25 protein-coding genes and 2 pseudogenes are annotated in these 22,858 nt (G+C 73.5%); 19 read left to right on the top strand and 8 right to left on the bottom strand.

The features are described from left to right. The first annotated feature begins 16 nt into the window (after positions 1–16). On the top strand, positions 17–874 hold the full coding sequence (locus ACZ7MY_RS25555) for an aldo/keto reductase (protein WP_499605093.1): 858 nt from the start codon (positions 17–19) through the stop codon (positions 872–874). A 58-nt stretch (positions 875–932) separates the two neighbouring features. Here the strand turns inward: ACZ7MY_RS25555 and ACZ7MY_RS25550 are convergent, their stop codons facing one another. Beyond that, positions 933–1,700: an NPP1 family protein gene (locus ACZ7MY_RS25550; RefSeq protein ID WP_499605092.1), complete on the bottom strand. Its 768-nt coding sequence runs from the start codon at positions 1,698–1,700 to the stop codon at positions 933–935. A 488-nt stretch (positions 1,701–2,188) separates the two neighbouring features. On the opposite strand from ACZ7MY_RS25550, the pseudogene ACZ7MY_RS25545 reads away from it, so the two are divergent. The 3 genes and pseudogenes from ACZ7MY_RS25545 to ACZ7MY_RS25535 form a co-directional block, all read left to right on the top strand. Further along, positions 2,189–2,491: pseudogene (locus tag ACZ7MY_RS25545) on the top strand (VIT1/CCC1 transporter family protein); the annotation flags it as partial. Between the two features lie 223 nt (positions 2,492–2,714). Continuing rightward, on the top strand, positions 2,715–2,981 hold the full coding sequence (locus tag ACZ7MY_RS25540; RefSeq protein ID WP_499605090.1) for a VIT1/CCC1 transporter family protein: 267 nt from the start codon (positions 2,715–2,717) through the stop codon (positions 2,979–2,981). Between the two features lie 93 nt (positions 2,982–3,074). Beyond that, positions 3,075–3,947: an aldo/keto reductase gene (locus tag ACZ7MY_RS25535; protein WP_499605088.1), complete on the top strand. Its 873-nt coding sequence runs from the start codon at positions 3,075–3,077 to the stop codon at positions 3,945–3,947. Between the two features lie 65 nt (positions 3,948–4,012). Here the strand turns inward: ACZ7MY_RS25535 and ACZ7MY_RS25530 are convergent, their stop codons facing one another. Next, a complete protein-coding gene (locus ACZ7MY_RS25530) occupies positions 4,013–4,456 on the bottom strand; it encodes a hypothetical protein (protein ID WP_499605087.1) in 444 nt (147 codons plus the stop codon). Positions 4,457–4,523: 67 nt separating this feature from the next. On the opposite strand from ACZ7MY_RS25530, the gene ACZ7MY_RS25525 reads away from it, so the two are divergent. Next, on the top strand, positions 4,524–5,372 hold the full coding sequence (locus tag ACZ7MY_RS25525) for a DUF3626 domain-containing protein (protein ID WP_499605086.1): 849 nt from the start codon (positions 4,524–4,526) through the stop codon (positions 5,370–5,372). 105 nt (positions 5,373–5,477) lie between these two features. Next, positions 5,478–6,206 (top strand): HAD family hydrolase, encoded by a 729-nt coding sequence (locus ACZ7MY_RS25520; protein ID WP_499605085.1) that lies wholly within the window; start codon positions 5,478–5,480, stop codon positions 6,204–6,206. 148 nt (positions 6,207–6,354) lie between these two features. Here the strand turns inward: ACZ7MY_RS25520 and ACZ7MY_RS25515 are convergent, their stop codons facing one another. Beyond that, the gene (locus tag ACZ7MY_RS25515) at positions 6,355–7,200 is read right to left on the bottom strand and encodes a patatin-like phospholipase family protein (protein WP_499605083.1); all 846 of its coding nucleotides are present in this window, start codon (positions 7,198–7,200) and stop codon (positions 6,355–6,357) included. Between the two features lie 322 nt (positions 7,201–7,522). Here ACZ7MY_RS25515 and ACZ7MY_RS25510 point away from each other — a divergent pair, with 322 nt between their 5' ends. Next, positions 7,523–7,810 carry a DUF6480 family protein gene (locus tag ACZ7MY_RS25510; RefSeq protein ID WP_499605082.1) on the top strand — a complete coding sequence of 96 codons (288 nt, stop codon included), beginning with the start codon at positions 7,523–7,525 and terminating at the stop codon, positions 7,808–7,810. Positions 7,811–7,836: 26 nt separating this feature from the next. Here the strand turns inward: ACZ7MY_RS25510 and ACZ7MY_RS25505 are convergent, their stop codons facing one another. After that, a complete protein-coding gene (locus ACZ7MY_RS25505) occupies positions 7,837–8,775 on the bottom strand; it encodes an ion transporter (protein WP_499605081.1) in 939 nt (312 codons plus the stop codon). A gap of 426 nt (positions 8,776–9,201) precedes the next feature. Here ACZ7MY_RS25505 and ACZ7MY_RS25500 point away from each other — a divergent pair, with 426 nt between their 5' ends. Continuing rightward, complete coding sequence (locus ACZ7MY_RS25500) at positions 9,202–9,468, top strand: hypothetical protein (protein WP_499605079.1); 267 nt, start codon at positions 9,202–9,204, stop codon at positions 9,466–9,468. Between the two features lie 273 nt (positions 9,469–9,741). On the opposite strand, the gene ACZ7MY_RS25495 is transcribed toward ACZ7MY_RS25500, so the two are convergent. Together ACZ7MY_RS25495 and ACZ7MY_RS25490 are read right to left on the bottom strand one after the other, a co-directional pair. Next, entirely contained in the window at positions 9,742–10,563 is an 822-nt protein-coding gene (locus tag ACZ7MY_RS25495) for an SAM-dependent methyltransferase (protein ID WP_499605077.1), read from the bottom strand. Between the two features lie 82 nt (positions 10,564–10,645). Further along, positions 10,646–11,554 (bottom strand): Sco1979 family transcriptional regulator, encoded by a 909-nt coding sequence (locus ACZ7MY_RS25490; RefSeq protein WP_499605075.1) that lies wholly within the window; start codon positions 11,552–11,554, stop codon positions 10,646–10,648. A 160-nt stretch (positions 11,555–11,714) separates the two neighbouring features. On the opposite strand from ACZ7MY_RS25490, the gene lplAB reads away from it, so the two are divergent. Beyond that, the gene (gene lplAB / locus ACZ7MY_RS25485; RefSeq protein ID WP_499605073.1) at positions 11,715–12,779 is read left to right on the top strand and encodes a lipoate-protein ligase LplAB; all 1,065 of its coding nucleotides are present in this window, start codon (positions 11,715–11,717) and stop codon (positions 12,777–12,779) included. A gap of 217 nt (positions 12,780–12,996) precedes the next feature. Further along, on the top strand, positions 12,997–13,233 hold the full coding sequence (locus ACZ7MY_RS25480) for a DUF2180 family protein (RefSeq protein ID WP_499605071.1): 237 nt from the start codon (positions 12,997–12,999) through the stop codon (positions 13,231–13,233). A gap of 164 nt (positions 13,234–13,397) precedes the next feature. Here ACZ7MY_RS25480 and ACZ7MY_RS25475 read toward each other — a convergent pair whose 3' ends face one another. Beyond that, positions 13,398–13,559 (bottom strand): hypothetical protein, encoded by a 162-nt coding sequence (locus ACZ7MY_RS25475; RefSeq protein WP_499605069.1) that lies wholly within the window; start codon positions 13,557–13,559, stop codon positions 13,398–13,400. Between the two features lie 611 nt (positions 13,560–14,170). On the opposite strand from ACZ7MY_RS25475, the gene ACZ7MY_RS25470 reads away from it, so the two are divergent. The 7 genes from ACZ7MY_RS25470 (at position 14,171) to ACZ7MY_RS25440 (ending at position 21,411) form a co-directional block, all read left to right on the top strand. Next, on the top strand, positions 14,171–14,794 hold the full coding sequence (locus ACZ7MY_RS25470) for a MarR family winged helix-turn-helix transcriptional regulator (protein WP_499605067.1): 624 nt from the start codon (positions 14,171–14,173) through the stop codon (positions 14,792–14,794). Positions 14,795–15,000: 206 nt separating this feature from the next. Further along, entirely contained in the window at positions 15,001–17,298 is a 2,298-nt protein-coding gene (locus ACZ7MY_RS25465; RefSeq protein WP_499605065.1) for an LLM class flavin-dependent oxidoreductase, read from the top strand. 68 nt (positions 17,299–17,366) lie between these two features. Beyond that, entirely contained in the window at positions 17,367–18,068 is a 702-nt protein-coding gene (locus tag ACZ7MY_RS25460) for a TetR/AcrR family transcriptional regulator (RefSeq protein WP_499605064.1), read from the top strand. Positions 18,069–18,206: 138 nt separating this feature from the next. Beyond that, the gene (locus ACZ7MY_RS25455; RefSeq protein WP_499605062.1) at positions 18,207–18,743 is read left to right on the top strand and encodes a hypothetical protein; all 537 of its coding nucleotides are present in this window, start codon (positions 18,207–18,209) and stop codon (positions 18,741–18,743) included. Positions 18,744–18,748: 5 nt separating this feature from the next. Further along, a complete protein-coding gene (locus tag ACZ7MY_RS25450) occupies positions 18,749–19,447 on the top strand; it encodes a DedA family protein (RefSeq protein ID WP_499605060.1) in 699 nt (232 codons plus the stop codon). 82 nt (positions 19,448–19,529) lie between these two features. Then, a complete protein-coding gene (locus ACZ7MY_RS25445; protein ID WP_499605059.1) occupies positions 19,530–20,525 on the top strand; it encodes a hypothetical protein in 996 nt (331 codons plus the stop codon). Positions 20,526–20,673: 148 nt separating this feature from the next. Beyond that, positions 20,674–21,411 (top strand): hypothetical protein, encoded by a 738-nt coding sequence (locus ACZ7MY_RS25440; RefSeq protein WP_499605057.1) that lies wholly within the window; start codon positions 20,674–20,676, stop codon positions 21,409–21,411. A 19-nt stretch (positions 21,412–21,430) separates the two neighbouring features. Here the strand turns inward: ACZ7MY_RS25440 and ACZ7MY_RS25435 are convergent, their stop codons facing one another. Continuing rightward, on the bottom strand, positions 21,431–21,826 hold the full coding sequence (locus ACZ7MY_RS25435; RefSeq protein WP_499605055.1) for a DUF2267 domain-containing protein: 396 nt from the start codon (positions 21,824–21,826) through the stop codon (positions 21,431–21,433). 293 nt (positions 21,827–22,119) lie between these two features. Between ACZ7MY_RS25435 and ACZ7MY_RS25430 the strand changes: the two genes are divergently transcribed. Further along, the gene (locus ACZ7MY_RS25430) at positions 22,120–22,476 is read left to right on the top strand and encodes a DUF805 domain-containing protein (protein WP_499605053.1); all 357 of its coding nucleotides are present in this window, start codon (positions 22,120–22,122) and stop codon (positions 22,474–22,476) included. A 107-nt stretch (positions 22,477–22,583) separates the two neighbouring features. Beyond that, positions 22,584–22,858: pseudogene (locus ACZ7MY_RS25425) on the top strand (hypothetical protein); the annotation flags it as partial.

Below are 22,858 nucleotides of genomic sequence, written 5' to 3'. Positions count from 1 at the left end.
GAAAGGCCACGGACACATGCAGACTCGACGCATCGGCGACACCGAGGTCAGCGCGATCGGTCTGGGCGGCATGCCCATGTCCATCGAGGGCCGGCCGGACGAGGCGCGGTCCGTCGACACCATCCACGCGGCGCTCGACGCCGGTGTGACGCTGATCGACACGGCGGACGCCTACCACCTGCACGCCGACGAGGTCGGCCACAACGAGACCCTGATCGCCAAGGCCCTCGCCTCCCACGGGCGCGGTTCCGAGGTCCTCGTCGCCACCAAGGGCGGCCACCTGCGTCCCGGCGACGGCAGCTGGACCCTGGACGGCTCGCCCGAGCACATCAAGCGGGCCTGCGAGGACTCGCTGCGCCGGCTGGGCGTCGAGGCGATCGGCCTGTACCAGTTCCACCGCCCCGACCCCAAGGTCCCGTACGCGGAGTCCGTCGGCGCGGTGCGCGACCTGCTCGACGAGGGCAAGATCCGCATGGCCGGCGTCTCCAACGCGAACCCGGAGCAGATCCGGCAGGCCGGCGAGATCCTCGGCGGCCGCCTGGTCTCCGTGCAGAACCAGTTCTCCCCGGCCTTCCGCTCCAGCGAGCCGGAGCTCGAGCTGTGCGACGAGCTCGGCATCGCCTTCCTGCCCTGGAGCCCGCTCGGCGGCATCTCCCGGGCCCACGAACTCGGTTCGGCCTACGCGCCGTTCGCCCGGGTCGCGCAGGCCCACGGGGTCAGCCCGCAACGCGTGTGCCTGGCGTGGATGCTCGCCAAGTCCCCGTACGTGATCCCGATCCCGGGCTCCAGCCGTCCGGAGACCATCCGCGACTCGGTGGCCGCGGTGGAACTCGTGCTCACCGCCGAGGAGATCGCGGAACTCGACGCCGTCTGACGGATGTCCGTGCCCGGGACGGGGCGGGGCGGTGCGCCGCCCCGTCCCGGCGCACGCGTCAGGCGTTCGGGTCGAACGGGATGCCCGCCGGCTTGGCCTTCGCCAGGTGGGCGTTGAAGTTGCCGTCCTTCAGGCCGAACACCGCGCTGCCGAAGTCGGCCTGGCTCAGCTTGTCGCGCAGGCCCGCGGGGTAGCCGTTCCAGCCGATCAGGTCGGGGAACTGCCAGCCGTGGTAGTGGTTCTCCGGCGGCTCGTCGTTGGTGTTGGCGGGACGGAAGCAGTGCGTGCTCGCGCCGTCCTTGTGGTACACGACCTTGGGGTGCGTCCCGTCCCAGCGGATCTGGTCGCGGCCGTAGACGTTGAAGTTGCCGTGCGCCGACGTGGACACGTACTGCGCCTGGTTGTCCTTCACCCAGACCACGACATGCTCCCAGTCGTGGCGGTGGCCCCCGAGACTGATGCCGGGTATGGCCTGGTCCTTCTCGAAGTACAGGCCGTAGATGATGGCGCACCAGCCGTTGTTGCACTTGTAGCGGGCGTAGCCGTTGGTGTTGTCCAGGTCGGACTGGTCGCGGCAGTTGCCGTTGAGGGCGCCGGTGGGGTTCAGGCCCGGGTTGATGGTCCCGTCGGGGCCGATGGCGGGGGTGGCGTAGCAGCCGTCCGTGTCGTAGTCGAACGCCGGCTGGAACGTCTGCTCCAGGCCGTCCGCGTTGGCGGGCAGGGCGGTGGGCGGGGCGGCGAACGCCGGACCCGCAAGGGCGATCACCAGCGCGACCGCGCTGCCGACGACAGCCGGGATCCTGCCGAGACGCGAGCTTCTCTTCACTTGCTTCCTCCTGGTCGACCGCGGTGGGGGTATGCACGGCCTGATTGACATGCCCGGATCACCCTGGCCGAACCGCGTTGACGCGTCGAGCCTCGCCGGATGTCCCCTTGATGAAGCGTCAACCAATAGCGGGGGCAAGCCCCGTCGGCCGCCGTATCCCGGGGATCGTGTCGAAGTACGCAGCGCTCACTGCCCTGTTGCTGCTGCTTCTGACCGCGTGCAGCGCCGGACTTCGATGCCGCCGCGCAGGAGGGCCCCCCGAGGTCCGCGAGGCGATCCTCGACGCCACGGGTCACGGCAGCCTCGGGGATGCGGTGGGCGGCCGGGCGGACGAGTACGGCAGGACGTGGGCACCGACTGCGGGCCCGGGGACCGGGGCCGCGACGGGACCGACCCGGCACACTCCACCCGGCACACTCCTCCCGGCACCGCCCCGGCGTCGTTCGGCGCCCCGCACCTGATGCGACGAGGGGCGAGGAGGCTGTGGCATGGCGTCGACGGGGCCGGACTGGTCGGTGCTCGCACCGCGCTGGGACCCCGCCGGGCGCAGCGCGGAGGGCGACGCCGCCGCGGAGGCCGAACTCGCGGCGCCGGCCCGCACCGCCCATCGCGTCACGGGCGGCAGAATCCGGGCGGTCCTGCTGGGCGTCAACGACGGCCTGGTCACCAACCTCTGGCTGATCCTCGGCATCGCCGGCGCGAGCGCCGCTCCCGGGACCGTACGGCTGACCGGCATCGCGAGCCTGCTCGCCGGCGCGCTGTCCATGGCCGCCGGGGAGTGGGTCTCCGTACGCGGCCGGCGGGAGATCGCCGGCGGCATGGAGGACGCGCTCCACCGGGCGTGGACCCTGTCGCCCCGTCGTGCCGGCGCACATGACGCGCCGCATGCGTGCCGCGGCCTCGACAAGGAGACCGCGGTGCGGGCCGGCCGGGGCATCGTCGCGGCCCGGCGCACCACCCGGCAGACGACCCCGCATCCTGTTCGGCGTCAGCGCCCAGGAGGCCGGATCACCCATGGTCGCGGCCGTCAGCTCGCTTCTGCTCTTCGCGACCGGGGCCTTCGTGCCGCTGGTGCCGTGGTTCCTCACCTCGGGAACGGGCGCGGTGGCCGCGTCGGCCGCCGTGACGGCCCTCGCATCGCTCCTCGTCGGCGCCGTCCTCGGCTCCGGCGCCGGCCCGCGCAAGGCGGCCTGGACCGCGGCACGCCAACTGCTGATCGTCGCCGCCGCCTCGGCCGTGACGTACTTTCTCGGCGTCCTGGGCGGGCACGCGGTGAGCTGACGGCGGCCGGTCGGCGTACTCCGCCGCGCGCGGAGCGGGCGCCTCGCCGATGCTGGTGAGCAGCCGTCCGCGGCACGACGCGAGGAGACCCCCATGACATCCATGAGCGCGGAGGCCGGCGCCCAGGACTCCGGCACCTTCCACCTCGGCGGCGACCTGCCCGTCCACCGGCTGGGCTACGGGACGATGCAGCTCACCGGCGAGGGGGTGTGGGGCGATCCCCAGGACCCCGAGGAGGCCGTACGCGTCCTGCGCCGCGCGGTCGCGCTCGGCGTCACCTTCATCGACACCGCGGACTCCTACGGCCCCTTCACCGCCGAGCTGCTCCTGCGCAAGGCCCTCCACCCGTATCCGCCGGACCTGGTGATCGGCACGAAGGCGGGCTTCGTACGTCCCGGCCCCGGCCGGTGGGTCGCGGTGGGCCGGCCCGCGTACCTCAGGCAGCAGGTCGAGCTGAGCCTGCGCCACCTGGGCGTCGAACGCATCGACCTGCTCCAGCTGCACCGCGTCGACCCCGAGGTGCCCGTCGCGGACCAGGTCGGCGAACTGGCCGCCATGCAGCAGGAGGGCAAGATCCGCCACATCGGGCTCAGCGAGGTGAGCACCGCCCAGATCGAGGAGGCCTCGAGGACGGCCACCGTCGTCTCCGTCCAGAACCGCTACAACCTCGCCGACCGCGCGTCCGAGGACGTCCTCGCCCACGCCGAGCGGCACGGCATGGCCTTCATCCCCTGGTACCCGCTCGCCACGGGCGGACTGGCCCGCGAGGGCGGCCCCCTGGACCGCATCGCCGAGGCTCACGGCGCCCACCCGTCGCAGCTCGCCCTCGCCTGGCTGCTCAGGCGCTCACCGGTCATGCTCCCCATCCCGGGCACGTCCAAGGTCGCGCACCTGGAGAACAACGTGGCCGCCGCGGGCATCCGGCTCACCGACGAGCAGTACGAGCAGCTGACGGCAGCGGTCTGACGCGGGCACGGCTCCCCGGGACCGAGGGCGTACGCCGCCACCGGGCCAGGGACGCACCGGCGCCGTCAGGAGCCCTGGGTCTTCCGGCACTGCTCCCCGGGGTCGTGGGCGTCGACCTCGCCGCCGAGGTTCAGGACGCGGCTCTGGAGTTCGTCCGCGTCGTCCGTGCCCTCGGAGGCGGTACCGGCCTGCAGGTCGGCGAGTTCGAGTCGTGCCGAGGTCTGCTCCGACACCCGGGAGAGCCCCAGGGCGAGTTCCTGCCAGTCCGAGTCGAGGCGAGCGGCCTGGGCCGCCTGGCGCGCGCTGTCCTGGAGAGCCGGTACGACCCTGCTGCGGATCGTCTCACGGCCGTCGGGAGTGTCGAAGTCGGACGGGAGGAACATCTCGTACCTCATGCACGCCTCGGCTGCGAGTTCGCGCGCCCGGTCGGCGTCGCCCGATCCGCAGGCGCCGAGGGAAGCCGTCATGGCGAGGACGAGGGCGCAGACGCCCAGGGATGATCTTTGCATGGTCACATCATCCCGGAGCCGGGGATACCGCGTGCGGACGCCCCACCCTCCGCGGGACACTGCGGGGATGACGCCCGAAGCCGCCCCGACACCGCGCGAGCGGGCCCTGCGCCATGTGGCGGGGCTGTCGTCGGGGCCTCCGGTGGATCCGGCACTGCGGGTGACGCTGAACTTCCACCCCGACCGGGCGGCGCGCGGCGAGCCGTTGCTCGCGGCCCTGGCCCAAGGCGGGCTCTACCTCTCGCAGTTCGCCACGGGGACGAGCAACGGCGGACTGACCGCACGCCCGGGAGGCGACCGTTGGCGGTGGGAGAGCCGCATCTTCGCCGGCGCGTACGACGCCGCGCCCGCCGCCGATCGCCCCGTGTACGGGGCGCTGAACTTCCGCCGCAAGGCGGTCGGCGCCGCACCGCGGTTCGGCTCCGCCCACCTCCGCCTGACCGCCCGGACCCTGGCGCGGACGACCTTCTGCTACCCGGACAGCTTCTTCGAGCCGACGGACTTCGGCGTCCGCGAGCGCATGGGCCTGATCGCGCTCGCCCTGGCCGACTCCAAGGACGCCCTGGACGACTACGTCGAGGCGCAGGTCCACGGGCCGCTGCGGCTGGACCGCGACGTCGAGGCGCTCGTGCTGGACCCGTGCTACCGGGGCACGGCCGTCGAGGACGCCGCCCGGCGGCTGCCGTGCCCCCTGGAGTGGCACGGCGGCTTCCGGCTCACCGTCGAGGAGCTCAGGCTCCGACCCGCGTACCGCGGTCAGGAGTACGTGGACCTGGGCGCCGCGATCGCCGTCGACGGGGCGCTCGACCCGCGCGTCGTGGGGGCGGCCGCCGCCACCGGCCGCCACGACCCGCAGGCGCTCAAGAAGGTCTGGCACTGCCTCGCCCGCTTCGGCACGGCTCCCGACGGCACCTGACGACTCGCCGGGCGTCCGGCGGCTGCGGAACCCGGTCCCGCCTCGGAGCACCGGCCCGTGAGCCCGGGTGGCCTCGTGCCCGCCCCGATGCGATAGGAAGACCGAATGACACACCCTATCGTCCACGGTCCCGAAGGTCCCCTCCGTGCCACGGCCGCCGACCGTGAGCCCCTGCCCGTCCGCGCCGTGCTCTTCGACTTCTCCGGCACCCTGTTCCAGATCGCCTCGTACGCGGACCGGATCCGCGCGGCGCTCGGACGGCCCGTGGACGAAGCGGAGATGGACAGGCTGCTGGACGGGCTGGCGGCGGGGCTCACGGATCCCGAGGTCGTGCGTGCGCAAGCGGGCCGGGACGTCTCCTCGGAGGCGCACCGTCACGCCTTCACGACCTGGTACGCATTTGTACCGGAACTCGCGCCCCACGCCGGCGTGCTCTACGACCAGCTGCGGTCACCCGGGCACTGGCTGCCGTACGACGATGCGGGCACCACGTTGGAGGCCCTGCGGGGCGCGGGCATCGCCCTGGGAGTCGTCAGCGACGTGGGCTGGGACCTGCGGCCGACCTTCACCCACCACCGGCTCGACCACCACTTCACCGCGTGGGTGCACTCCTACGCCTACGACACCGAGAAGCCCGACCCCGTCCTGTTCCACCAGGCGTGCGGCGTGCTGGGCGTCGACCCGTCCGAGACGCTGATGGTGGGCGACCATCCTGCCAAGGACGGCGGCGCGGCAGGTGCGGGGCTGCGCTCGTACGTCCTGCCGGCCGGCGCCGCCCCCGGTGCGCGCCGAGGCCTGGACGCGGTCCTCCGGCTGGTCGGGGTGCGTTTCTGAGCCGGTGTCGGCAACCCGGATCGGGTACGTCACACGAGGGGCCCTCGTCGCGCGCCGGACGATCGGCAAGGGGCGGTCTCCGCGCGGGGGTGTTGCGCGGGTTCACCGGCGACGGCGTTCGCGATGCCGCGGGCACAGGCCCCGGTGGTCATGTGCGGCTCCACTCGAGCCGCAGCTCGCGGCCCTGGGCCCGACCCGCTTCGGCGGCGGGGCGGCGGGTGGCGGGGTCGAGCGGGTTCGTGCCGATCGCCGCCACCGACGCCTCGTCCGGTCCGACCATGGCGACCTCCGCCCCGGCGGCCCGCAGTTGGGCCACGGCCTGCTCCAGCGGCCGCTCGCTGGGGAACAGCTCGGCGGTCCCCATCGGCAGGATCGCCAGCACACGCGACGCTCCCGCGGCGTAGTCGGCGTTCGATGCCGACCGCACACCGCCGTCGACGAAGCGGCGCCCGTCGATCGTCACGGGCGGCCAGATCCCCGGCACCGCGCAGCTCGCGGCGACGGCGTCCACGAGGTCCACCCCGGACGAGGCGTCGAAGACCTGCGGCCGGCCCGTGTGGGCTTCCACCGCCACGATCCGCACCGTCCGGGACGCGGGCCAGACGTGGGAGGGGAGCCGCGACGCGATCACACGTCGCCGTTCGGCCTCCGGCACGGTCTCGGCGCCGAGGGCGTACTCACCGACCGCGCGCCGCATGTCGGGGACGGAGGCGGCGCCCTGCAGCACCTCGGCGATGCCCGCGCCGAAGTCCGTCAGGTCGACCTCCGCCATGATCTCGGCCGACTGGAGTCCCGGCTCGGTCTGCCGGGCGTAGAGCTCGTCCAGGGACAGCCCGCTGCCCAGTTGCGCCGCGACGGTCGCCCCCGCCGACGTCCCGACCAGCACCTCGGCGCCCGTCACGTCCTGCCCCGCGTCCGCGAGCCCCGCCAGTAGTCCGGTGGTCCAGGCGATCCCGGCGACGCCCCCGCCGCCGAGCACCAGTGCGTCGGTCATCTTCCGTCGTCTCCCTCGGTGTTGTCCGCGCGAGCCCTCGCCCCATCCTCTCCCATGCCGCCCGGATCCTCCGGTTGCGCGAGGGGGCAGGGTGCCGCCGGCGACCGTGGGTGACCGGACGCTCACCGACGTCGCCCGGGGTGCCGGGTTCCCTGATCGTGGATCCCTTCGGGCGGATATACGATGAATTGCCCGGGCAGTGGGCAGCGGAGACCACCGCGGACCGAGCCGAGGACCCTGAGGGTGCCGGCTGCCGCCGCCCGACGTGACGCCGTGCGGAGCGGGTTCCCCGCCCGCCAGAGGAACGTCCGGAGTGGTGAGCATGTCCGACACACTGATGACCCCCCGGCCCTTGACGGGCCCCATGATCGGCCCGGCCTCCGGTGCCACGGCCGGCACCGCGGCCCGGTCCGCACCCGCCCTGCACCCGCACCGCGAGCGGACGGATCCCACTCCGACACCGGCCTGCGAGGAGAGCACCACGGCCGGCATCTCGTTCACCGAGCCCCCGGAGGTCCCGAAGGCGTGGGAGGTCGTGGCCCTGGTGGCGATCTTCGCCGTCACACTCCTGATCGCCGTGGGGTTGTTCGCCCGGATCTTCTCGCTCTGACTCCCCCGCCGGCCCCGTGGGGGGCCTCAGGTGGGGGACGGCGACGTCTCCGCACGTCCGCCGACCGCGGCGGGGGCGGGCGCGGGGGCGGCCTCCGGGCCGTCGCTCCGCGCGCCGGCGAGTGCCAGCCCCGCCTCGAGTTCGTCCAGGGCCCGCCGGGCGGTGGCGATGCGTTCGCGCAGGTGGTCTGACGTCCCGCCGTCGGGCGTGCGTTCCTGTGCCTCCCGCTCGTGCTCCAGCTGCCTGGCCTCCTCCAGCGAGCTGATCACCACGCCGATGAGCAGGTTGACCAGCACGAACGAGCCGAGCAGTACATAGGAGGCGTAGTAGAGCAGGCTCCAGCGCGAGATCTCCAGGCCGCCGCGGACCGCGTCCCCGATGCCGTCCAGGGTGATCAGCAGGAAGAGCGACAGGGCGGCCCGTCCGATGGAGCCGTAGTGCTCGGGGTCGGCGTCGGCGAAGAAGACCCAGCCGGTCATGGCGTAGACGTACAGCAGCAGCGTGCCCACGAGCAGGAAGCTGAACGTGCCCGGCAGGCTCTTGCCGACGGCGACGATGATGATGCGCAACTGGGGCAGGAAACGAGCCGCGCGCACGACCCGGGCCAGCCGGAGCAACCGCAGCACCGTGGCGTTCTCGCGGGCCAAGGGCAGGTAGGCCAGGGTCACGACGGCCAGGTCGAAGACGTTCCACGGGTCGCGGAGGAAGTCCCGGGGGCGGTCGGCGTGCGCGCAGGCCCGTAAGAGCACCTCGACGGTGAAGACCGCCAGGAAGCCGTGCTCCACCAGTTTCAGGGCGCCGTGCCAGCGCCCGGTGATCCCGTCGTACGTCTCGACGCCGAGGACGGCCGCGTTCGCCAGGACGAGGACGAAGACGGTGACGCCGAACCACTCGGAGTCGACGACGCGGCGGCAGCGCACGGCGAGCGCCGCTCGGCCCGGGGGAGTGGCAATGTGTTCTGCCATGTGCGTGTACCCGGTCCTCCGCTGCCGCCTGCCCTGCCGATCCGACTGAAGTCGATCTTATGCCGGGCGGGCACGCCGGAGGGCCCGCTCCGGCACGGAACTACCCTTCGGACGTGGGTGGTTCGGCGCACGGCGCGTCGACCGGAGGGCCTGGGGCGGAAGCCGGGAGGCCCGCACCGTCGCGGACCCGCCGCCGGGGCGGGAATGACCGCCTCCGCCCGGCGGTTGCAGCGGGAAGCGGGTGACCGGTGGCGGGAGTACGCCGCCTGGCGCCGTGGGGGCCGTGACAGCGGTCGGGTCCCCGCGCGGCCGCCGGCGAGCGGCGACCGGCACCCGCCTGCTTCCCGCGCCGGTCCGGCGCCCTCCGGACCGGCGCGGGCTCCGCGTCCCGGGGGATTGTCGGTGCCGGGTGACACCGTGGAGCACATGGACGAGCTGATACGACCCAGGGTCTACGGTGCCGACGTCGACGACCCGGATCCGGGCCCGCGGCCCGGGCACGTCTACCGGGAGCTGGTCGGCGGCCCGCTGGACGGGCTGCTGCTCGACGTGACCGGCTGGACGGGGCCGCAACACCTCGCGGGTGCCGAGCTGCGCACCGACATCGGGCGTTTCGGCGCGGGCGGGCGCGCCCGGTACGCCCCGCGGGAAGGGGACCCCGTCCACTGGGACTGGTGCGGTGACAGCCGCTGACCACGCGCTCGTGCCCGGCGTCCCGGACGTCCCGTCACACAGGTGTCCACCGCGCGGGGTTGCGCATCGGCACGGGCGGAACACCGTGCGGCACCCGGGTGGAACGCGCGCGGAACCCGGGTGGGTCAGTCCGGCTCGCCGGATCACGCCGCGGGGTGTCTGATGAACACAGCGGTCCCGGGGCCCCGGAGTGGCCCCCGGCGGTCCCGGGCCGCTCCTCTCGTCGCGCACGGCCGTGTTCGGGACCCGCCCGGCGCGGCAGGCGCCCCGCGGCTACGGCTTCCGGGCCATCCCGGCGGCGATGAGGCGCTCCCAGACGGTGAGTTCACGTTCGGCGTCGCCGATGCGCGCGACACCGTCGTCCGGGTCCGGGCGCCACAGCGACGCGGCGACGATGCCCGGCTCCAGGAGCTCGAGGCCGTCCAGCAGGTTCTCGATCTCCTTGTCGGTGCGCCACCGGCCGCGGCCGAAGGTCTGCTGCAGGATGCGCTCCGACTCGGCGGTCTCCGGGTTGTTGCCGGACCGGAAGTGGCTCACGAAGAAGTAGCTGCCGGAGGGCACTTGGTCCCGCCAGTAGCCCACGATGCCGGCCGGGTCCTCGTCGTCGTTGACGTGGTGGAGGATCGCACTGAGGATGACGGCCACGGGCTCGTCGAAGTCGATCACCTCGAGGGTGTCCGAGTGGTGCCGGATGACGTCGGGCTCGCGTATGTCGGCCTGGATGACCCGCGTGTCGTCGTTCTGCTCCAGCAGCGCCCGGCCGTGGGCGAGGACGATCGGGTCGCTGTCCACGTACACCACCGTGGAGCCGGGCGCGTGCCGCTGGGCGACCTGGTGGACGTTGTCCGCGGTCGGCAGACCGCTGCCGAGGTCGACGAACTGCCGTACACCGGTCGTGGTGGCGATCTCCCGGATCGCGCGGATCAGCGCGGCGCGGTTGGCGAAGGCGATCGCCACCGAGCCGGGCAGGTCCTTCTTGAACACGTCGCCGATCTCGCGGTCGACGGCGTAGTTGTCCTTGCCGCCGAGCAGGTAGTCGTAGACGCGCGCGATGCTTGGTCTGGTCTGGTCGACCCAGGAGACGTCGTCCGTCATGACAACCATCCTTCTCCGCGATGACGCCGGGCAACCGTCATCCTAGGGAAGAGCGCGCGTGGTTCACCCCCGGCGGCGGTGCTCAGCCCATCCGGTCGATGAGCCGGGTCAGGATCCGTCCGGTGTTGCGCGGCGGCTGCGACTCGGCCGCGAGCCGGTCCATGACGGTCAGGTAGTGCTCCACGTCGTCCTGCTTGTCCAGGTAGAGCGCGCTCGTCAGCTGCTCCAGGTAGACGATGTCGGGCAGGTCGGGCTCGGAGAAGCGCAGGATGGTGACGGGTCCGCCCGCGGCGGCCAGGCCGCCGATGTCGAACGGGGCGATCTGCAGCGTCACGTTGGGGAGGGCGGCGACCTTCATCAGGTGCTCCAGCTGACCGCGCATCACGTCCACGCCGCCGAGCGGCCGGTGCAGGCAGGCCTCGTCGAGCACGACCCACAGCTGCGGCGCGTCCGGCCTGGCGAGCAGGTCCTGACGGGTCATCCGCAGGTCGACCCGGCGGCTGATCTCCCGCTCGGTCGCGCGGGGATGGCCGAGCCGGGTGACGGCCCGGGCGTACGCCTCGGTCTGCAGCAGGCCCGGCACGAACTGCACCTCGTAGGTGCGGATGGTGTGCGCGGCCTCCTCCAGGCCGATGTGCGTCTCGAACCAGCTCGGCAGGACGTCGGCGTACTGGTGCCACCAGCCGGGGTTGTTGGCCCGGCGGGCCAGCGCCAGCAGGTCGGCGCGCTCCTGCGCGTCGGTCACTCCGTACAGGGTGAGGAGGTCGGCGACGTCGCGCTCCTTGAAGCCCACCCGCCCCAGCTCCAGGCGGCTGATCTTCGCGTGCGACGCGCGGATGGCCTCGCCGGCCGCCTCGCGGCTGATCCGCCGGGACTCGCGCAGCCTGCGCAGCTGCGTTCCCAGGACGATGCGCAGCACGGTCGGTCCCCCGCGCTGCACGGCGAGCGGCGAACCGGTGGCGGGCTCGTGGCCCGGCCGGGCGGCAGTCATGTCGGATCCCCCTGAACGACTGGTTGCGGACTCAGTGTTCCATCGCGGGCGCCCTCAGTACAGGCACATCGGCACCACGGCCGTGCGCGCCGCGCCCGCCCCGTCCGTGCCCGGGGCAGCGCCCGGGACTAAAGAGGCGGCCGGGACGGTTGTCGTCGGCATGCACGGTGAGTACAAGGTGCCCGGCGGGAAGCTCGTGGTCGTGGACCTCGACGACCACGACGGGATCCTCCGCAACGTCCGCGTCGCAGGCGACTTCTTCCTCGAGCCGGACGAGGCGATCTCCGCCATCGACCGCGCCCTCGAGGGCGCTCCCGCCGACACCGACGCCGCCGGCCTCGCGACCCGGATCGAGGCCGCCCTGCCCGAGGGAACGGTCATGTACGGCCTGACCGCGGAGGGGATCGCCGTCGCCGTACGGCGGGCCCTCGCCCAGGCCACGGACTGGACCGACTACGACTGGCAGCTGATCCACGAGGGACCGCAGTCCCCGGCCCTGCACATGGCCCTCGACGAGGTCCTGACCGCGGAGGTCGCGGCCGGCTGCCGCCCGCCGACCCTGCGCGTGTGGGAATGGGGTGCCCCGGCGGTCGTGATCGGCAGCTTCCAGTCCCTCGCCAACGAGGTCGACGCGGACAATGCCGCGCGCCACGGTCTGACCGTCGTCCGGCGGATCTCGGGCGGCGGCGCGATGTTCGTGGAACCCGGGAACACCATCACCTACTCCCTCTCGGTCCCGGCCTCCCTGGTGTCGGGGCTGTCGTTCGCCGACTCCTACGCCTACCTCGACGACTGGGTCCTCGACGCCTTGGGCGACATGGGCATCAAGGCCTGGTACCAGCCGCTGAACGACATCGCGACCGAGGCCGGCAAGATCGCCGGCGCCGCGCAGAAGCGCGTGGTCGCCCCGGACGGCGGGGCGGGGGCGGTCCTGCACCACGTGACGATGTCCTACGACATCGACGCCGGCAAGATGCTGGAGGTGCTGCGCATCGGGCGGGAGAAGATGTCCGACAAGGGCACGCGCAGCGCGCAGAAGCGCGTCGACCCGCTGCGCCGCCAGACCGGGCTGCCGCGGGAGGCCGTCATCGACCGCATGATCGAGTCCTTCCGCGCCCGCTACGGCCTCACGGACGGGAGCGTCACCGCCGAGGAGCTGGCGCGCGCCGAGGAACTCGTCGCCGCGAAGTTCGGCTCCCCGGAGTGGACCGCCCGGGTGCCGTGACACCGGGTGCGGTGGCGGCGCGTGCCGCCTCCCGGCTGCGTGCCGTGACCTGCCGGGACGCAGTGGCCCAGGCGGGTGCCCCGAGCCCGTCGGTGCCACGTTGACATTGCTCACTTTTGCACTGGGCAATGATATTCTGGAAGCAGGTCCCGGTGCGTAAGTCCCCGTGGAATCGCGGGGCGGGGCCGGGTTGTCGCACGCGAAGGGAGCGTGCCCGATGTACTGCTTCGACTGTCTCCTGGGCGACCGGCCCGCCACCGCGGTGGCGGTGTGCCGGCAATGCGGCGCCGGCGTCTGCGCGGAGCACGCCCGCGTCAAGGGTGTCTCCGTCGAACGTCTAGCGGCCATGGGGATGGCCACCTCCCACAAGGCGGCGCGCGAGATCACCTGCTTGACCTGCGCGGCCGCGCGGGAGAGCGCGGTGGCCGAGACGGCGCGCTTCGAGGTCACCTGACCCCGGGGCGGGTGGCGGTCCGCCCGCCCCGCGCCGCGCCCGTTCCGGGGCGCGGAGCGCCTGCCTCCGCTTGTGGCTTGGTCCGGGTGCCGGCTCGGGTTCGCGGGCGTCGACTTCGGCACCCCGTTGGTGCGCCCGGCCGCGTCCCCCCGTCGCCGTGGGGCTCAGCGCACGGCCCGGAAGTCCTGCCGGTCGGTCCGGGTGCCCGGACGCGACTCCGTGCGGACGCCCTGTCCCGCGAGCGGGGCACGCCACAGCGGGACGACGACCAGGGTGCCGTCCGTGCTGCCACCACTGTCGCCCGAAGAGGGGAGCGGGCCGTTCATTTCTGCCTCCGGTTCCGTTGTGATCGAACGGAGGGAAACAACCGGAAGTTATCCTTCCGGTATTCCGGTGAACAGCGGTGGGGAAGGTCACAGGAATGCGCCGGGCGTCGGAGCGGTGTCCCCGCATGGGTGGCGGCGGGAATCCGGACGCTTTTCCTGTCTGCGCAGTGTTATGTGACGGCGCGTTCGTTATCGCTGGTCCGGCGTGGTGAGACCAGGTTGAATTTGACAGGACGCGTCGTCCCGTGTCCACGCGGCGACGGCTTCCCCGCACCGTCCGGGTGATTTCCGGAACGGAATTCCCGGCAGACCCGCCGCGGGCTTCCCAGGCGCTGAACTCACCGTTTTCGGCGCGGAATTCACCGTCACCCCCCTCCGCGGCCGGCGCGGCACCGATGCGCCGATATCCAAATCCGCTCACCCACGCCGTCCCGGCCGCCCCGCGTGTCCCGAAGGCGCGTCCCGTCAGGGACGTGCGGCGACGGCGTCCTCCAGCGTGGTGGACGCGGCCGCGACCCGGGAGGGCAGCAGTCGTGTAGCCAGACCTTATGCAGGCAAGATAGTCTGTTAAGCAGACTGTATGTCGTACCGAAGTGAATTAGGGTGTGCTCGTGACGTCACAGCGCAGCCTCGGTGCGGAGGCCCCGGAGCCCGGCGCGTCCGGCGCATCCGGCCCGTCCGGCCCGTCCGGTTCATCGGTCCCGTCCGGCCTGGACGACGACTTCGGCTTCGCCATCGGTGCGGTCTTCCGTGCGTACGCCAAGGCGGTCGACGCCGCCGTCGGCGACATCCCGGGCGGCCCGCGCGGCTACTTCGTGCTCGCGGCCGCGGCCACCGGCGAGGCGGGTAGCCAGAAGTCCCTCGCCGAACGCCTCGGCGTCGACCGGACGGTGATGACCTACCTCCTGGACGACCTGGAGGCCGCCGGCCTCGTGGAGCGCAGGCCGGACCCCGCCGACCGCAGGAGCCGGCACGTGTTCGCCACCGAACGCGGTGCCGAGCACTGGGAGGAGCTGCGCGCCCGCGTGGGCCTGGTCGAGCGGCACCTGCTCGGCGTCCTGCCGGAGGGATCGCGGGAGGCGTTCCGCGGCATGCTGTGCACCCTCGCCCGTCATGTGACCGGGCGCGACGCGATGACCGACCCGTGCCAGGTCGTCGTCGAGTTCGGGATCGCCGAAGAGGCGCCCCGCCCGTCCCGTTCGCCCCGCCGCGGACGGCGCGGCTCCGCGAACTGACCGCCGGGGTGCCGTGGAGGCGCCCCCGCGCTTCCCGCCGCCCCGGCCGCACCGCCGGCGACCTGGCGTGCTCGCGCACACCCGTGGTCCCACTCCATGTCCGCCCCGAGCCGGCCGAGGAATACGTGGGTCCACAGATGTGCTGTGATCTATATTATTTGCGAGGCAGATAAGCTGCTCGACAGCAGAACCAGAGGAACGACGTCATGCCCGACCACGGTCACGAACTCCTGCTCGGCACCTTCATCACCCCGACCGCCCACGACCCCGCGCAGGCCGTGGCCCTGGCCGAACTCACCGAAGCCGCGGGCCTGGACGTCGCGACGTTCCAGGACCACCCCTACAACCCGGACTTCCTCGACACCTACACGCTCATGACCTGGGTCGCGGCGCGGACGAGCCGCCTGCGCGTCGCGGCGAACGTCACGAACCTGCCGCTGCGCCCTCCCGCGATGCTCGCCCGCACGGCGGCCGGCCTGGACCTGCTGTCCGGGGGACGCTTCGAACTCGGCCTCGGAGCGGGCGCGTTCCCCGACGCCGTGCACGCCATGGGCGGCCGGCGCCTGACGCCGGGCCAGGGCGTGGAGGCGCTGGAGGAGGCCCTGGACGTCATCCGCGGTGTCTGGGCCGACGACACCCCAGGACCGCTGCGCCACGAGGGCCGGTACCACTCCGTCCCCGGGATGAAGCGCGGCCCGCGTCCCGCCCACGACATCGGGGTCTGGCTCGGTGCGTACAAGCCGCGGATGCTGCGGCTGACCGGCCGCAAGGCCGACGGCTGGCTGCCCACGCTCGAATACCTGCGGAGCCCCGGGACGGCCGAGGCCGGCAGGACGATCGACGAGGCCGCCCTCGCCGCGGGCCGCGACCCCGGCGAGATCCGGCGCCTGCTCAACATCCTCCGGGTGGACTTCTCCCCGGTCCGGCGCGGGCACCTCCAGGGGCCTCCCGCGCAGTGGGTCGAGGAACTGCTCCCGCTCGTCGTGGAGGACGGCTTCTCGGGGTTCTTCATCGGCGGGGACGACCCACGTGTGATCCGCACCTTCGGCGAGGAGGTGGCGCCCGCCCTGCGCGAGGCCGTCGCACGCGAACGCGCGGCCGCCGGCACGAGCACCGCCCCGCGCCGCCCGGCGGCCGTGCTCGCCGCCCGGCACGGCACCCTGGACTACGACGCCCTCCCGGAGTCCCTGGCCGGGAAGGCCGTCGAGCCCGGCGACCGCGGCTACGAGGACGTGCGGCACACCTACACCCGCACCGGATCGCCCGCCCTGGTCGTCCGCGCCGAGAACGCCGACGACGTCGTGGCGGCCCTCGGCTACGCACGCGCCCAGCACGCGTCCGTCGCGGTGCGCAGCGGCGGCCACGGCATCAGCGGCCGGTCGACGAACGACGGCGGGGTCGTCATCGACCTCTCCCGGATGAACGCGGTCGAGGTCCTCGACCCGTCCACCGGACGCGTCCGCGTGGAGCCCGGCGCGCGGTGGGGGGACGTCGCGCGCGCACTCGCCCCGTACGGACTGGCCATGAGCTCCGGCGACTACGGCGACGTGGGCGTCGGCGGGCTCGCCACCGCCGGCGGCATCGGCTACCTGGCCCGCAAGCACGGCCTCACCGTCGACCACGTCACCGCGGCCGAGATCGTCGTCGCCGACGGCCGCAGGCTCCGCGTGGACGCCGCCCACCACCCCGGCCTGTTCTGGGCGGTACGCGGCGCGGGCGGCAACTTCGGCATCGTGACGGCCTTCGAGCTGCAGGCCTACGAGGTCGAGGACGTCGCCTACGCGACGCTGGTCGTCGACGCCACCGACACCGCGGACTTCCTGGTGGAATGGGGCCGCCTGGTCGAGGCCGCCCCGCGGGAGATCAGCAGCTTCCTGTCCCTCTTCCCCGGACGGCGCGGCGCCCCGGTGACCGCGCGGATCACGCTGGTGTACGCGGGGGACGACGTCGAGGAGGCGCAGAAGGCCCTCACGCCCTTCCTGTCCACCGGGCCGGTCCTCGACCAGCAGGCGCAACTCGCCCCGTACCACGCGATCGTGGCGCCTCCCGGGAACCGGCACCGCGGGCAGGGCCTGGAGGACACGCGCAGCGGACTCCTCCCGCACATGACCCGCGAGGCCGCGGAGACCGTCGAGGCGATGATGAGGTCCGGCGACCTCCTGATCATGCAGTTCCGGTCGATGGGCGGCGCCGTGCACGACGTCCCCGCGGACGCCATGGCCTGGTCGCACCGTACGCAGGAGTTCTCCGTCCTCGGCGCCACCGCCCCGGACCTCGTCCCGCGCATGAACGCCCAATGGGCCCGGCTGCGGCCGCACCTGGACGGCATGTACCTGAGCTTCGAGACGGACACCGACCCGGCCCGCCTGACGGACGCCTTCCCCGAGCCGGCGCTCACTCGGCTGCGCCGGCTCAAGGCCGAGTGGGACCCGCAGAACGTCTTCGACCGCAACTTCCCCATTCCGCCCGCGACTTCGCCCGGAGACGGCGTCGCCGAGCGGTAGGGACGCGGTCCGCGCCGCCCCCGTACGACGGCATCCGGAGGAGACTGTCCACTTGGTAAACTGGGGCCATGGCAGCGACCGAGAGCCCCCGATCCGCCGAACGGGGACTGCGTGCGGACGCCGCGCGCAACAGGCGGCGGATCGTGGCGGCCGCGCGCCAGATCTTCGAGGAACGCGGCCTGGACGCGCCGCTGGACGAGGTCGCCGAGCGCGCGGGTGTCGGCGCGGGCACGCTCTACCGGCGCTTCCCCTCGCGCGAGGAACTCGTCGAGGCGGCCTTCGAGGAAGAGCTGGCGCGGGTCGGCGCCATCGCCGAGGAGGCGCTGCTCTGCGAGGACCCTTGGACCGGCTTCAGCACGTTCGTCGAGCGGCTGTGCGCCGCCATGGCGGCCGACCGCGGCATCAGCGACCTGCTCGTCCTCAGGCTCCCCAACTCTCCGGTGGCCGCGGGCTCCTGCGAACGCCAGAGCCGGGCCCTGGCCGAACTCGTCGGCCGGGCCCAGGAGGCGGGAGCCCTGCGCGAGGACGTCGTCCCGGAGGACGTCCTGCTCTTCCTCATGGCCAACGCCGGCGTCGTCGAGGTGACCCGGGACGCCGCGCCGCACGCCTGGCGGCGCCTGGTGGCCTTCCTGCTGGAGGCCTGCCGGCCGGTCCACACCGGCCCCCTGCCGGCCGCGCCGACCCCGCTCCAGACCCGGCGCGCCCTTCTGGGGAACGCCGAGGCCAAGGGCCTGCGGGGGCCGGACCGCGAGCGGCACGGCCTCAACTGACCGCCGTGCCGGCGGGCGCGTGCGCTGTTAGCTGCGTCACGGTGGAAATAAGCGGAGAGCCAAGTCCGGTTGCCTGATCGGAAGACGATGTCGACGCGCCGCCGTGGCGACGCGGACCCGGCTGATCAGGAGACCGCCGTGAACCCACCCCCCTCCGCGAGAGACGGCTGGACGGCGCTGGGGCAGGACGTGGCACACGTGCTCGACCGGATCCACTCCGTGGCCCCCTGGCCCCTGATGGCGGTGACGCTGCTGTGGCTCGCCCACCGGCACCCCGCGGTCTACGTCCGCGTCGCCGTGGCGCTCCTGCTGTCCAGCGGTGCCGGGCTCGCGCTCTCCGCGTCGATGGGGCGGGTGCCGGTGCGCGGGACGTCCCCGGCCCGCGACTACCTGGCGGACTACTTCGCGCTGCCCGGTGCGGGAGCCGGCTGGTACCTCCTGACGGCGTTCGCGGTCGTCGCCACCGTGCCGGCCGCCTGGGCGCGGATCGCCGTCGCGGCGGTGGCCCTCTCCTCGGTGGCCGCGGCCGTGGCCACCGCCGACGACCCGGTGGCCGGCGCCCTCCTGGCCGCGGGCGTGCCGGTGCTCGCCTGGTTCACCGCACGCCTCCTGCCCCACCGGCGGCGCTCGCGAGGCTCCGCACCCGACGCGGCCCCGCTGCGGCAGGCGGGCTGACGGCCGTGCACGTCGACGGTCTGATCGAGGCGGCCGGTTGGTGGACGTACATCGTCGTGTTCGCCGTGACGGCGGGGGAGACCAGCGCGTTCGTCGGACTCCTGCTTCCCGGCGAGACGGTCATCCTCCTGGCGTCCGCCGTCGCCGGCCGCGGTGACCTGGACCCCCTGCTCCTGGCCGCCGCCGTGGTCACCGGCGGCATGGCCGGGGACAGCCTCGGTTACGCACTGGGCCGGCACTGCGAGCGACACCCGGGTACCCGGCTCCACCGCATACGGCCCGACAGCCGGGTCGGACGCGCCCAGCACTTCCTGGTGCGGCACGGCGGCGCGGCCGTGTTCACGGGCCGGTTCGTCGGCTTCGTCCGCACCTTCCTGCCGTTCGTCGCGGGGGCGTCCGGCATGCCGTACCGCCGCTTCTTCCTCTACAGCAGCGCCGCGTCGCTGGTCTGGGGCGTCGGCAATGTGCTGCTCGGCTACTTCGCCGGTGCGGCCGCCACCGAACTGCTGCACCGCGCCGGGCTCTTCGCGATCCCCGTGCTCGTCGCCGCGGGCGCGGCCGCGCTGGTCGTCACCCGCCTCCTGTCCCGGCGCCGCCACGGGACGGCGCGGGCCGCGTCGCGCGTCGTGGCGAAGGGCGGAACCGCCCGACGCACGCCGGAACAGGCCCCGACGGACGCCTACACCTCCGCCCGCGAGTCCTGACCCCCGGCCGGGGCGACCCGGCCCGGGCGAACCGCCCGGTATTCGTTCGCCCGGCGTTTCCCCGGCCGCGTACGGTCGGGGCATGACGAGGACGACAACGGCCAGACCAGTGTCCGTGGAAGCGGTGTTCCCCGAACTGGCCGCCCACCGGGGTCGTACGACCCGGCTGCACCCCAGGCCGGGGCGGCCCGGCCGGTACGACAGCCATGTCGGCGGGCCCGTGCTGTGGCCCGAGGGCGAACCCTGGCCGGTCTGCCCCGAACCGCACCGGCCCGGGACGAAGGGCTACGCGCCGGAGGACATCCGCAGGGCCCGGGCCGCGGACACGTGGCCGCCGCAGCGGCCGTGGCCCGGCACGGCAGCTCCCGGCGAGGACGGACCGGTGCCCTTCGTGGGACTCGCCCAGATCTTCCGCCGGGACGTCCCCGCTCTGGCCTCCGGCCCCGGCGGCGCGGATCTCGTGCAGCTGTTCCGCTGTCCCTTCACCCACGGCCCGTACCTGGAACGCCGTTACCACTTGCGGTGGCGGCGCTCCGCGGAGGCCGAGCGCGCCGGACAGCACCTGAACACCGCCCCCGAAGTGCCGCTTCTGCCGTGGGAACACGAACTCCCCGAACCCTGCGTCCTGCATCCCGAGGAGGTGGACACCTATCCCTGGGCGGAGGGCGACACCCTTCCCGCCGCGCTGATCGCGCGCATCGACGCGTGGGACGACGCCCAGGTGCCGGAAGGCGGCCGCGAGGCCCTCAGTTACCAGTCCGACTTGTCCGTACCACCCGGCTGGCGTGTCGGCGGCTTTCCCAGCTGGGCGTCGACGGGCCCGATGACCGTCGACTGCGGGTCCTGCGCGGCCCCGATGCGGTTGCTGCTGACCGCCGCGGGTCACGAGACGGAGGCCGCCCCGCACAGCTGGGTGCCGCTGGAGGACCGTGAGCCGACGACGCACGGGACGGGCCCGATCCGCGGCGGGCGGGCCGTCGTGAGTCCCACCCGGCTCCGCTTCGGCCGTGACCGGGACCTCCACGTGTTCATCTGCCCGGCCGGTCCAGCGCACCCGCCCCGGTGGGTGCTCAGCTAGCGCCGTGACGGGCAACAGCCGCCCCACGGCGACGGGGTGACGGCGCCACCGCCGGCGGACACGGCTCGGTACGGGACGACGACTTCCCTCGTCCCGGGTCCTCAGCCCGTGGTTCGCCCCCGCCGCGCGACGGGGCTAGGCTCCCCGCGTGCCCGAGACGGAGATCGTGACAGCCGGCGAGCGCCCCGACCTCCGTGCGGAGGCGAGGGCCGCACTCTGGGGCGGGTGGCCGGAGTTCATCCTGCACGCGCCGTCCTCGGCGGAGTACCGGCGCCGGGCGCTGGAGTACTTCCCGCGGTTCGACGTGCTGCTGCTGGACGATGGTGAGGTGGTGGCCGGCGGGGCGGGGGTCCCGCTGCGCTGGGACGGCGAGGCCGGGACGCTGCCCGGCGGTTACGACGGCGCCCTGGCCGCGGCGGTGACCGGGCACGAGGCCCGCGTGGTGCCGGACACCCTCTGCGTCATGGTTGCGGCCGTCCGTCCGGACCGCCTCGGGGGCGGGCTCGCCGGCGAGGTGCTCACCGCACTGCGCGAGCGCGCCGTGGAGGCCGGACTGCGGCGTGTGATCGCACCGGTACGGCCCACCCTCAAGGCGCGGTACCCGCTGGTGGGGATGGAGGACTTCGCCGGCTGGACGCGCCCCGACGGGCTGCACCTGGACCCCTGGATCCGCACCCATCAACGGCTCGGGGCCACCGTCCTCGCGCCCGCGCCGCGCTCCATGGTGATCCCCGGCACCGTGGCCGAGTGGGAGGCCTGGGCGGACATGGCCTTCCCGCGCACCGGCGGTTACGTCGTGCCGGGCGCGCTCGACCTCGTGGAGATCGACCGCGAGCGGGACCTGGGCGTCTACGCCGAGTCCAACCTGTGGATGCGGCACCTGTAGCCGCCCCGGGGCGGCCGGCTCAGGCGGCGCTGACGAGGTCGTCGCGGCCGAACAGCGGGGCGTAGTCGCAGGGCAGCTGGTGCAGGACGCGCGTGGTCAGGTCGCGGCCGGCCAGCCGGGCCACCACGGCCAGCACGGTGCAGCTGTCCCAGCGGGCCGTGGCCGGGGTGCCGCCGGTGCGGGCGGCCAGGTCCTCGACGAAGGCGCCGCAGGTGATGGGCCGGATCTCCGGGATCTCGGCGGTGAAGACCAGGGCCGCCTCGACGGGGAGGCACGCGGCCAGGGCGACGCGTTCGTCGCCGATGAGCCGCCTGCCCAGGGCGGCGAGCACCGCCCGCACGGCCTCCTCGGCCCGTTCCCGGGTCGGGTAGACGCCGTCGTACCGCACCCGCTCCAGCATGTGGTCGAACGTCATGGACACCGTGGGCCGACCCGTTCGGGGCTGGGGGGACATCGGTGGACCTCCGCTGTGGGTGTGCGTGCCGGCCGGTGGGCCCGGCCGTTCGCGCCCCGTCTACCCCCGAGAGCGCGGAGTATGACCGACGGCCCGCCACCCGGACGGCAGGACCGCACCGTCATGGAGCGGACCGGGCTCCTCCACCATCGGATTCCCGCCGAATGTCTTGACTTGTGCACTACAAAACCGTACATTCCGCCTGCTCGCCCGCTCCGGACGGGCATCGGGTCGTCGACCTTGGGGGGTTCCGCATGCACTGGTACCTGGACGTGCTCAGGAAGTACGCCGTCTTCGGCGGGCGCGCGCGCCGCACCGAGTACTGGATGTTCGCGCTGGTCAACCTGGTGATCAGCATCGTGCTGCTGTTCGTCGGCCGCGCCATCGGCTTCGACTACCTGCAGTCGGTCTACGCGCTCGCGGTGCTCCTGCCCACGCTCGGCGTCTCCGTCCGCCGCCTGCACGACACCGGTCGCTCCGGTTGGTGGCTGCTGATCGGCCTCGTGCCGTTCCTCGGCGCGATCGTCCTGCTGGTCTTCTTCTGCATCGAGGGCGGGCCCTCGGAGAACGAGTACGGCGCGAACCCGAAGTTCAGCGGCGCGCCCGCCTGATCGCCGCGCGCCCCGCGTGGACCCGCTCCCGGCCCACCCGGCCGGGAGCGGGTCCACGCTGCCCGGGACGTGCGGTGTTTGATTCGCCGGTCGGGGGGTGTGGGGGGATGCTGGTGTATATGGGTACGCGTGTTCCTGCGGGGTCGGTGGCTCGGTCGGATCTGCCCGCGTGGTCGCCGATGCTGGCGGTGGCGGGTCCGTTGCCGGGGGCGGGGGTGGAGGCGGAGTACGGGTTCGAGCCGTTGTTCAACGGGGCGCGGGTGCTGGTGTATCTGCCGGGGGACGGGCAGGTGCGGTTGGTGTCGGGGATCGGGCAGGACGTGACGGGGGGGTATCCGGAGTTGCGGGGGTTGGCGGGGGTGTTGCCGCCGGGTCTGGTGGG

It is taken from the genome of Streptomyces sp. NPDC111520 (assembly GCF_055635295.1).
This window is presented reverse-complemented; position numbering and strand designations above follow the sequence as displayed.

What these genes read in the sequence shown, in the direction of transcription:
- ACZ7MY_RS25555 (WP_499605093.1), top strand. Translation starts at nt 17, where the DNA reads ATGCAGACTCGACGCATCGGCGACACCGAGGTCAGCGCGATCGGTCTG.
- ACZ7MY_RS25540 (WP_499605090.1), top strand. Translation starts at nt 2,715, where the DNA reads ATGGTCGCGGCCGTCAGCTCGCTTCTGCTCTTCGCGACCGGGGCCTTC.
- ACZ7MY_RS25535 (WP_499605088.1), top strand. Translation starts at nt 3,075, where the DNA reads ATGACATCCATGAGCGCGGAGGCCGGCGCCCAGGACTCCGGCACCTTC.
- ACZ7MY_RS25530 (WP_499605087.1), bottom strand. Translation starts at nt 4,456, where the DNA reads ATGCAAAGATCATCCCTGGGCGTCTGCGCCCTCGTCCTCGCCATGACG.
- ACZ7MY_RS25525 (WP_499605086.1), top strand. Translation starts at nt 4,524, where the DNA reads ATGACGCCCGAAGCCGCCCCGACACCGCGCGAGCGGGCCCTGCGCCAT.
- ACZ7MY_RS25520 (WP_499605085.1), top strand. Translation starts at nt 5,478, where the DNA reads ATGACACACCCTATCGTCCACGGTCCCGAAGGTCCCCTCCGTGCCACG.
- ACZ7MY_RS25515 (WP_499605083.1), bottom strand. Translation starts at nt 7,200, where the DNA reads ATGACCGACGCACTGGTGCTCGGCGGCGGGGGCGTCGCCGGGATCGCC.
- ACZ7MY_RS25510 (WP_499605082.1), top strand. Translation starts at nt 7,523, where the DNA reads ATGTCCGACACACTGATGACCCCCCGGCCCTTGACGGGCCCCATGATC.
- ACZ7MY_RS25505 (WP_499605081.1), bottom strand. Translation starts at nt 8,775, where the DNA reads ATGGCAGAACACATTGCCACTCCCCCGGGCCGAGCGGCGCTCGCCGTG.
- ACZ7MY_RS25500 (WP_499605079.1), top strand. Translation starts at nt 9,202, where the DNA reads ATGGACGAGCTGATACGACCCAGGGTCTACGGTGCCGACGTCGACGAC.
- ACZ7MY_RS25495 (WP_499605077.1), bottom strand. Translation starts at nt 10,563, where the DNA reads ATGACGGACGACGTCTCCTGGGTCGACCAGACCAGACCAAGCATCGCG.
- ACZ7MY_RS25490 (WP_499605075.1), bottom strand. Translation starts at nt 11,554, where the DNA reads ATGACTGCCGCCCGGCCGGGCCACGAGCCCGCCACCGGTTCGCCGCTC.
- lplAB (WP_499605073.1), top strand. Translation starts at nt 11,715, where the DNA reads ATGCACGGTGAGTACAAGGTGCCCGGCGGGAAGCTCGTGGTCGTGGAC.
- ACZ7MY_RS25480 (WP_499605071.1), top strand. Translation starts at nt 12,997, where the DNA reads ATGTACTGCTTCGACTGTCTCCTGGGCGACCGGCCCGCCACCGCGGTG.
- ACZ7MY_RS25475 (WP_499605069.1), bottom strand. Translation starts at nt 13,559, where the DNA reads ATGAACGGCCCGCTCCCCTCTTCGGGCGACAGTGGTGGCAGCACGGAC.
- ACZ7MY_RS25465 (WP_499605065.1), top strand. Translation starts at nt 15,001, where the DNA reads ATGCCCGACCACGGTCACGAACTCCTGCTCGGCACCTTCATCACCCCG.
- ACZ7MY_RS25460 (WP_499605064.1), top strand. Translation starts at nt 17,367, where the DNA reads ATGGCAGCGACCGAGAGCCCCCGATCCGCCGAACGGGGACTGCGTGCG.
- ACZ7MY_RS25445 (WP_499605059.1), top strand. Translation starts at nt 19,530, where the DNA reads ATGACGAGGACGACAACGGCCAGACCAGTGTCCGTGGAAGCGGTGTTC.
- ACZ7MY_RS25435 (WP_499605055.1), bottom strand. Translation starts at nt 21,826, where the DNA reads ATGACGTTCGACCACATGCTGGAGCGGGTGCGGTACGACGGCGTCTAC.
- ACZ7MY_RS25430 (WP_499605053.1), top strand. Translation starts at nt 22,120, where the DNA reads ATGCACTGGTACCTGGACGTGCTCAGGAAGTACGCCGTCTTCGGCGGG.